This window comes from Vibrio sp. D173a (genome assembly GCF_030248475.1).
Map to the genome: position 1 here is coordinate 1 of NZ_JAHGAH010000455.1, position 805 is coordinate 805.

Annotated in this window: 1 protein-coding gene; it reads right to left on the reverse strand. The window is 41.9% G+C overall.

Annotated elements, in window-relative coordinates; translation table 11 throughout:
• Window positions 1-637, reverse strand: a 637-nt coding sequence (locus tag KIV40_RS26685) for a LysR family transcriptional regulator (RefSeq protein WP_306431903.1), incomplete at its 3' end; no start/stop codon positions are given.
• Window positions 638-805: the final 168 nt, after the last annotated feature.

Here is an 805-nt window from a genome sequence, read left to right on the forward strand (position 1 = left end):
TATCGTCTTTGGCATAGCCGCCCATGTTGATTCGACAGCCGTCGAGTGAGAAATCTCTGTCCATGATCTGTTCTGCTAAGTCGCGTCTTGCGTAGAGGTAGCTGTCTTCATCAAACAGTGGGTATTTATGTTGAAAGGCTGACTTTTGATGTGACCCCAACACCACGATCATCATATCAATATGGTTCTTAGCCAATTTCTCATTGAGTTGAGTAAAGTCGCCGACATCGACGCTCACTTCCACACTATCACTCAATTGATAAAATGACTCGATGGCTTTAGGCAGAGGGTTGTTGGGCAGGGTAACTGTATTATCGAGACACCCAATGCGAACATGCCCTGATAGCTCGGTTTGTACGCCGCGAAGCTTATAGGCAAAGTCTGTCAGTGTTGATTTGAGTTGATTTGCATATTTATAGACTTGCTCACCCTCATGGGTAAGCTGAAATCCTTTTCGACCACGTTGGCATAATGTTAATTCTAAGCTTTTTTCCAACGCAATAAGTTGATTACTGAGCACAGGTTGGCTGATCCCTGTACTGGCGACTGCCTGATTGATACCACCCTGCTCGACGATCTCACAAAATAACTCCAATCTTCGGATGTCTCTTTTATCTAACCTATTGTTTGGGTTCATCTTCTCATTCACATTTGTTTTTTGTTATGTTTGTATTTAATTATATTCATTTATTAACCATAAATACATCAGTATGCTTTATTCACACTTATGGAATAACAATGCATGGATGGCGTTATGGCAACACAAGCTTATATGAAAGAGCAAGCGACTGAGCAGAGCCACAAG